Origin of the sequence: Stieleria sp. (assembly GCF_041595215.1) — a bacterium.
In the GTDB taxonomy this organism is placed as follows: domain Bacteria; phylum Planctomycetota; class Planctomycetia; order Pirellulales; family Pirellulaceae; genus Stieleria; species Stieleria magnilauensis.
Genome location: NZ_JBFHKV010000479.1, coordinates 1 through 6,082 on the forward strand (window position 1 = coordinate 1; position 6,082 = coordinate 6,082).

The 6,082-nt window shown below is 58.2% G+C and carries 6 protein-coding genes; 3 read left to right on the plus strand and 3 right to left on the minus strand.

Going from position 1 to position 6,082, the window contains the following annotated elements:
- The coding region (locus ABX749_RS18215) for an SGNH/GDSL hydrolase N-terminal domain-containing protein (protein ID WP_372897218.1) at positions 1–299 on the minus strand (299 nt) is incomplete at its 3' end.
- Between the two features lie 304 nt (positions 300–603).
- On the opposite strand from ABX749_RS18215, the gene ABX749_RS18220 reads away from it, so the two are divergent.
- Genes ABX749_RS18220 through ABX749_RS18230 form a run of 3 tightly spaced genes read left to right on the plus strand, consistent with a single transcriptional unit; the run spans position 604 to position 3,519 of the window.
- Positions 604–1,746, plus strand: a complete 1,143-nt coding sequence (locus ABX749_RS18220) for a M24 family metallopeptidase (protein ID WP_372897219.1) — start codon at positions 604–606, stop codon at positions 1,744–1,746.
- Complete coding sequence (gene mog / locus ABX749_RS18225) at positions 1,743–2,303, plus strand: molybdopterin adenylyltransferase (protein WP_372897220.1); 561 nt, start codon at positions 1,743–1,745, stop codon at positions 2,301–2,303. The genes ABX749_RS18220 and mog overlap by 4 nt, the downstream gene beginning before the upstream one ends.
- A gap of 52 nt (positions 2,304–2,355) precedes the next feature.
- A complete protein-coding gene (locus ABX749_RS18230) occupies positions 2,356–3,519 on the plus strand; it encodes an acyltransferase family protein (protein WP_372897221.1) in 1,164 nt (387 codons plus the stop codon).
- 146 nt (positions 3,520–3,665) lie between these two features.
- Here the strand turns inward: ABX749_RS18230 and ABX749_RS18235 are convergent, their stop codons facing one another.
- Both ABX749_RS18235 and ABX749_RS18240 read right to left on the minus strand, forming a co-directional pair.
- Positions 3,666–5,504 (minus strand): heparinase II/III family protein, encoded by a 1,839-nt coding sequence (locus ABX749_RS18235; RefSeq protein WP_372897222.1) that lies wholly within the window; start codon positions 5,502–5,504, stop codon positions 3,666–3,668.
- Between the two features lie 15 nt (positions 5,505–5,519).
- The coding region (locus ABX749_RS18240) for a glycosyltransferase (RefSeq protein ID WP_372897223.1) at positions 5,520–6,082 on the minus strand (563 nt) is incomplete at its 5' end.

A 6,082-nucleotide genomic window follows, 5' to 3' on the forward strand; every position in this document is an offset into this window, starting at 1 on the left:
GACGTGACCGAATAGTCGACTTGAATCTCGCGGGCGTCGGTTCGAAATCGGACCAGCATTCCGGCCGAATGTCGACTCAGGTTCCAGACGGCATCGCGAACAACACCCTTGGCTCGGGCCGGCAGGCGATCGAAGTATTTTTCGGTGTCGTCGAACCCGCGGCCTTCGACTCCCCAGTCGCGGACATCATGCCATTGGATTTCGGCGGAGTCGGCGGCCAGTGCCAGCGGTGTGGTCGCTGCCGCAACGCCCGCGGCGGTGAGAGACAAGAAACGCCGTCGAGAGTAATCGATCTTCATACGAGTATCTTTCCGAGGTGGGGAGGAAGGTGGGAGCCGCACATGATAACCGAAGCTCGGATCCGGCATTTGGGTGTTTGCACATCTTCAATCACCCTCCGTGGCAGGGAGGGTCGTGTGTCGCGAGGGGAGGGTTGAGGGGGCGAAGGCAGACTCAAAGCGGCCGTTTGCCCCACTCACGTCCGTCAGTGTATCGTCCGCTTCATCCGTTGATTTCCGACGCCACGTCGCCTCGCGAAGCCCCGTATCCATCGGCTATAACGTCGCTGAAACCGTTCAATCGTTTTTCCCGTGAGATACCAGGATGCCTGACGCTTCGCTGCCGGCCATTTTTGCCGGCATTCCGCTTAAAAACCCGTCGCTCTTCCGCCGTATCGGTGTACCACTGGGAGACCCAGCGGCTTGGATCGAAACCACGGATCGGCGTGTGGCTTTGGTGCGCGATATCGAAATGGACCGCGTCCGTCGTCTCAGCAACGCCGACCGCGTCGTCTGCCCCATGGACTATGAGCCGGCGGGAAAGCTGGACGCGGATCGCGAGACCGCGACCGCGCAAGCCGTCGCAGAGTTTTGTCGACGCGAGAACATGGCGGCCGTCCGAGTCGATCGCAGCCTGCCCTTCGTCTTTGCGTGGCACCTTCAACAGGCCAGTATTGAATTGTCATATGATCCCGATCTGGGCGTGATCGACCGGCGTCAGAAATCGGAACAGGAAATCGAGCGGTTGGCCGAAGCCCAGTCGGTCACCGAATCGGTGATGCGCTACCTCTGCGAAACCATTGCCCGATGCACCGTCGCGGCCGATGGGACGTTGGTGCACGAGGGTGAAGCCTTGACCAGCGAGCGCGCCCGAGCGATGGCGGCCGCCGAGTTTCTCAAACGCGATTACTCGATGTCGCACGGCGCGATTGTGGCGACCGCTCCGGAGGTTGCCGATTGCCATCACGCCGGGACGGGGCCGTTGCGGACGGGCGTTCCCGTGATCGTCGACCTGTTTCCGATGAACAACGAAACGAGGTACTGGGGCGATTGCACGCGGACCGTCGTTCATGGCCAACCGAGCGCGACCGTCCGCAAGATGCACGACGCGGTTGTCGCTGCCAACGCAGCGGCCACCACGCAGCTTCGCGTGGGCCAGACGGCCGAGTCGGTGCACCTGGCGGCCGACCAGGCATTGCTCGACGCCGGATTCGAATTGTCACGTGGAACCGTCTCGGACCAGCCCACGATTCAACACGGCACCGGCCACGGCATCGGGCTCGACGTCCATGAACCCATCCTGCTCGACATTGGCGGGGGACCGGTACTGGAACGCGAAGTGTTCACGATCGAACCAGGGTTGTACGGTCGCCAAGACGGCGGCGTCCGCGTCGAGAACATGTTGGTCGTTCGCGAGGGCGACGCTCAGTCACTGAACCAACTGCATGAAGGACTCGACTGGACATGACACCACCGGATCAAAATCAACCCGATGCCGCCAAGATCGGGATCGTGACCGTGTCGGATCGCGCCAGCCGGGGCGAATACGAAGACTTGGGCGGCCCGGCGATCGACGCCTATCTGCGCGACGTGTTGACGAGCCCATGGAAGCCGATCGCGCGGGTGATTCCCGATGATCGCGAGACGATCGAAGCGACGCTGCGACAGCTCTGCGAAATCGAAGACTGCTGTCTGGTCGTGACCACCGGCGGCACCGGGCCGTCGCAGCGAGACGTGACACCAGAAGCAACCGAAGCGGTCTGCGATCGGATAATGCCGGGATTCGGAGAATTGATGCGGAAGGTCTCGCTGGAAAAAGTTCCCACGGCGATCCTCTCACGACAGACCGCCGGCCTACTGGGAGACAGCCTGATCGTCAACCTGCCGGGAAAACCCAAAGCCATCGCCGAGTGTCTCGACGCCGTCTTCCCCGCCATCCCCTACTGCATCGACCTGATGCACGGCCCCCGACTCGAAACAAATCCGAAACGAATCCGCGCGTTTAGGCCGAAAGCACAATCGTAAGTTGGCAATGCGAGGCTCACGTCCTCGGAAACAGGTCACGCTAAACCGGGAAGTGACCTATGATCGAGTGCATCATTCATCTTGGCACAGTGCACGCAACTCTCAACGTCCGATGTATCCCAAAAGACTTTACAACCTGGACGTCTCCCGGGGACTTGCGGCGTTGTCGGTGGTCGTCTGGCATTGGCAACACTTCTTTTTCTCGCGTGAACGACTCGCAGATACGTTCCAACGCGACAGCCAGCCACTGTACTCAATCCTTTCGCCGTTCTACGAACACGGCGGACATTTCGCCGTTTCCTTTTTTTTCATCTTATCAGGATTCGTCTTTTTTTGGTTATATCACGACAAGATTGCGACCAATCGATGTTCGTTTTATCAGTTCTGGGTCTACCGTTTTGCCAGGTTGTATCCGCTACACTTCGCGACCTTGTTGTTGACCATCCTACTTCAAGGCTATTTCCATTTTCTAAACGGTCATTTCTTCGTCTACGGATTCAACGACGGCTATCATCTATTATTGCAACTGTTCTTCGTTTCAAGCTGGGGCTTCGAAAATGGCGATTCGTTCAATGGACCAATCTGGTCAGTCTCGATCGAAGTCGGATTGTACGCCATGTTCTTTGCATTTGCTTGGTTGCGAGGAAACGTCTGGCTGAAGCTGATCTCAACGCTCGCAACGGCATTGGTCATGCTCAAATTCGGAATTGAACTGCGATGGGCTTCAGCGGTCCTTGCTTTTTTCATGGGTGGATTGACATTTAAGACGCTCGACATCTATTTGCGGTCTAAGTTCCGCAGCCATGATCGCACGATCCTGGCACTCACTCTTGCACTTTGGTGCATTATTTTTCTGTCTGGCGACGCGGCGCATGCCATCTTCTCCAAGTACATCTATCTGCTTGTACTCTATCCGCCGACGATTGCTTCACTGGTTCTTGCTGAAATACATCGGCCAGAAGCCTTGAAGAAAGTTTCTTGGATAGGTGACATTACGTATTCGACTTATCTGCTGCACTTTCCTTTGCAACTTGTTTTTGTGCTAGGTGTATCGGCGTTTGGTCTGAAAAGCGAAATTTTCTCCCAAGCAAATACTTTTCTGCTCTACTTTGCAGCCCTTGTCGTGCTGTCCTTGGCATCGTTCCATTGGTTTGAACGACCCGTTCAATCGCTTCTTCGACAAAAACTATTGAAGCCTCGGCGAGAGCGACACTAGTTATCTGCGCGATCCTCAGCGAGCTAAACAAGAGGCTTGGCTGATGAAGTTGTATTCAGGGGATACAGGACGACGAACGCTTGCCCGAAACGTCCAGATAGCGGCACTCCCAGGCGCGCCCACTGAGGCCCGACCAACTCAAATGCCTATCCCATCCACCGTCCTTCTTCGACGAAAACGGAGATCTCGCCGCCGTCGCCTAACGTCACGTTTAAGCGTCCGCCCTCTAAGCGGACTCGCGGAACCGGAGACGTGTGTTCGGCTTGCAGTGGAAGATGGAATCCGAGCCATCCGTTCGAATCGCAGCGTTTGACGTTGACGATCACCTGGTTGTTGATCTGTCGGCCAAAGTCTGGGCAGTAGAGGCTTTCATCAATGGATAGTTCCGCCGACTCGCCCAGACTTTCAATCCTGTAGATCGACTCGGGGGCGTCGGGATGGAACGCGGAGACATGTGTTGGATCGCGGCCGAGCGCCAGCCGCCAGTCGGGATGCCAGTGCAACCGAGAAGTCGCAGTGACCTCACCGGGATAGCCATGGAACCAATCAATCACGGTCCAGGCGGATCCGCTTGAGACGATGACGCGGCCTGTCGGGCAATCAAAACCGTCGTGCGCCGCAGCGCACCACGAATACCCATCCGTCGTTCCATGTCGCTGCCAAAGCGGCTTCCCTCGCCGTCCCATGCGAAAGCTGGACCAGATGTCGCATTGTTCTCGCGATCCGAGTTGCAACACGTTATGGGCCGACGTGCTGCGGCAACGTTGACGCAGCTGACCAGGTTCGTATTCGAAATTGCCGGTGTCGACGATGGCATCGCGACCGCCCAACGTGGCGGTGATCTGGAGCAGGTCGGCGTGAGCGTGGGCCGGCAAGTGATCACATCCGAGCGGGCCGACGTCAAACAGCAGTCGATCGCCGCGATCGGTTTGCGTCGCCCAATAGTCGACGGTTGGATTGCCTCGGGCGTCGGGCTCCCAAAAGTTCTCCGCCCATTCAAACAGCTTGTCCAGATCCGGTGTTTCGCCGCGTGCCGAGTCGGCCAACAAGGGAAAGTAGCCGTCGGGTTGGCGAATCCATTGCGCAAACTGAAGCATTTGGCTGATCACGATTCGCAGCCGATCCAAGACGTTCGACTGAGCGAATCGGGCCGCTTCGGCACATTGCATGACACAGACCATCATCAATGCGTGATAGGTCGGCGCCCGCTCGTAATGCTCGCCCGACGGCAAGATTTGTTCGTCCAACTCGGCCAGCAGTCTCGGCTGTACCGAAGGCCCAACGGCGGCAGTCCCTAAATCCAAATACGATTCTGCGAGATACAGCGCGGACAAGTTCTCCAATAAATGGTTGCCACCAAGGTCCCATTCACAATTGCGACGAAGCCAAAGGACCTGATCGGCAACACAGCGCCAGAATTGTCCCGCGATTTCAACGGGTGGATCGTGGGCCGCGGCCAGGGAAAGCCAGACAGGTAAACGTCTTGAAATACAAAACGGGTGCCAGGCATCGGGGTCGCGCGTCGGGCTCTGATGACGCGGCTGCGCGAGCCAGGATCGGACGATGCTGTAAGCGGCATCCGCGCCCCGCTGGTCCGCCAGATCGGTCAGGTATTCCTGGCACTGAAGATGAAAACGCCACAACCGTGGCGCCTCTGGGTTCCAGTCGATGTCGGGTTCATCGCCGGAGGCATGGATCCGCAGATCGCGGGATTGATTAAGGAACCGAAACTGCCCGTCAGCGACGTCGGCGGCGTGAGCGTTGCGCTGCGGCCAAAGCTGTAGCCTTCGTGTGGCGATTGCTTGGAAAGCGGCCTGGGCGCCGGGTTTCCAGCCGGCCTGGCTGCGGCCGACTTGAAAGACCAACCGCTCGGGCAAACGTCGACGAAGGTGTCGCTGCGCGGTCCGGTAGAGTCGCCAGGCAAATTGGCCGGGGCGGTGATGGCGAAGAAGCGCGGCCAGACGAGACAGGCGGCGTGGTGCCATTGAAATGCCGGCCGGTCAGCGACGAGTGCCGCCGGAGGAGGCAACAGGGGTCAGGTTCGTGTCGTCTGAATGGTCGCCGGACTCTCCACCCCAGTCCCGATCCTCAAGACAAAACACTTCACCTTCGGAGGTACGTCGGATGATCGACAACATCTCCCTCGCAAGTTGGTCTCGGTTGAAGTGTTCGATCACGAACTTGCGACCGTTTCGTCCCATCTGCCCGACGGCTTCGGGTTCGCCGACCATCCAGTCGAGAATCTCAAACAGTTGGGCGTCATTTTCGGGTTCCATCGCAACGCCGCTCTCCGCGGCCAACACGATGTCCAGAGCCCGCCCGCGGACGCCCATGATGATCGGTCGCTCCATGGCCATTGTTTCAAAGATCTTAGACGGGATAACATGCTCGAACAAATCCACTTTGCTGAGATGAACCAGGCAGGCGTCCGAGGCCGCGAGCACTTGGGGGATCTCGGATTTATCCAGGCGGCCGGTCAATCGGATCAGATCACCGAGCCCCAGCTCGGCAACGGTTCGTCGCATTTGCTCCAGCTTGGCTCCGCCTCCAACCACCAGAAAAA

Coding starts and splice junctions, on each gene's coding strand:
- mog (WP_372897220.1), top strand. CDS start 1,743: ATGACACCACCGGATCAAAATCAACCCGATGCCGCCAAGATCGGGATC.
- ABX749_RS18220 (WP_372897219.1), top strand. CDS start 604: ATGCCTGACGCTTCGCTGCCGGCCATTTTTGCCGGCATTCCGCTTAAA.
- ABX749_RS18235 (WP_372897222.1), bottom strand. CDS start 5,504: ATGGCACCACGCCGCCTGTCTCGTCTGGCCGCGCTTCTTCGCCATCAC.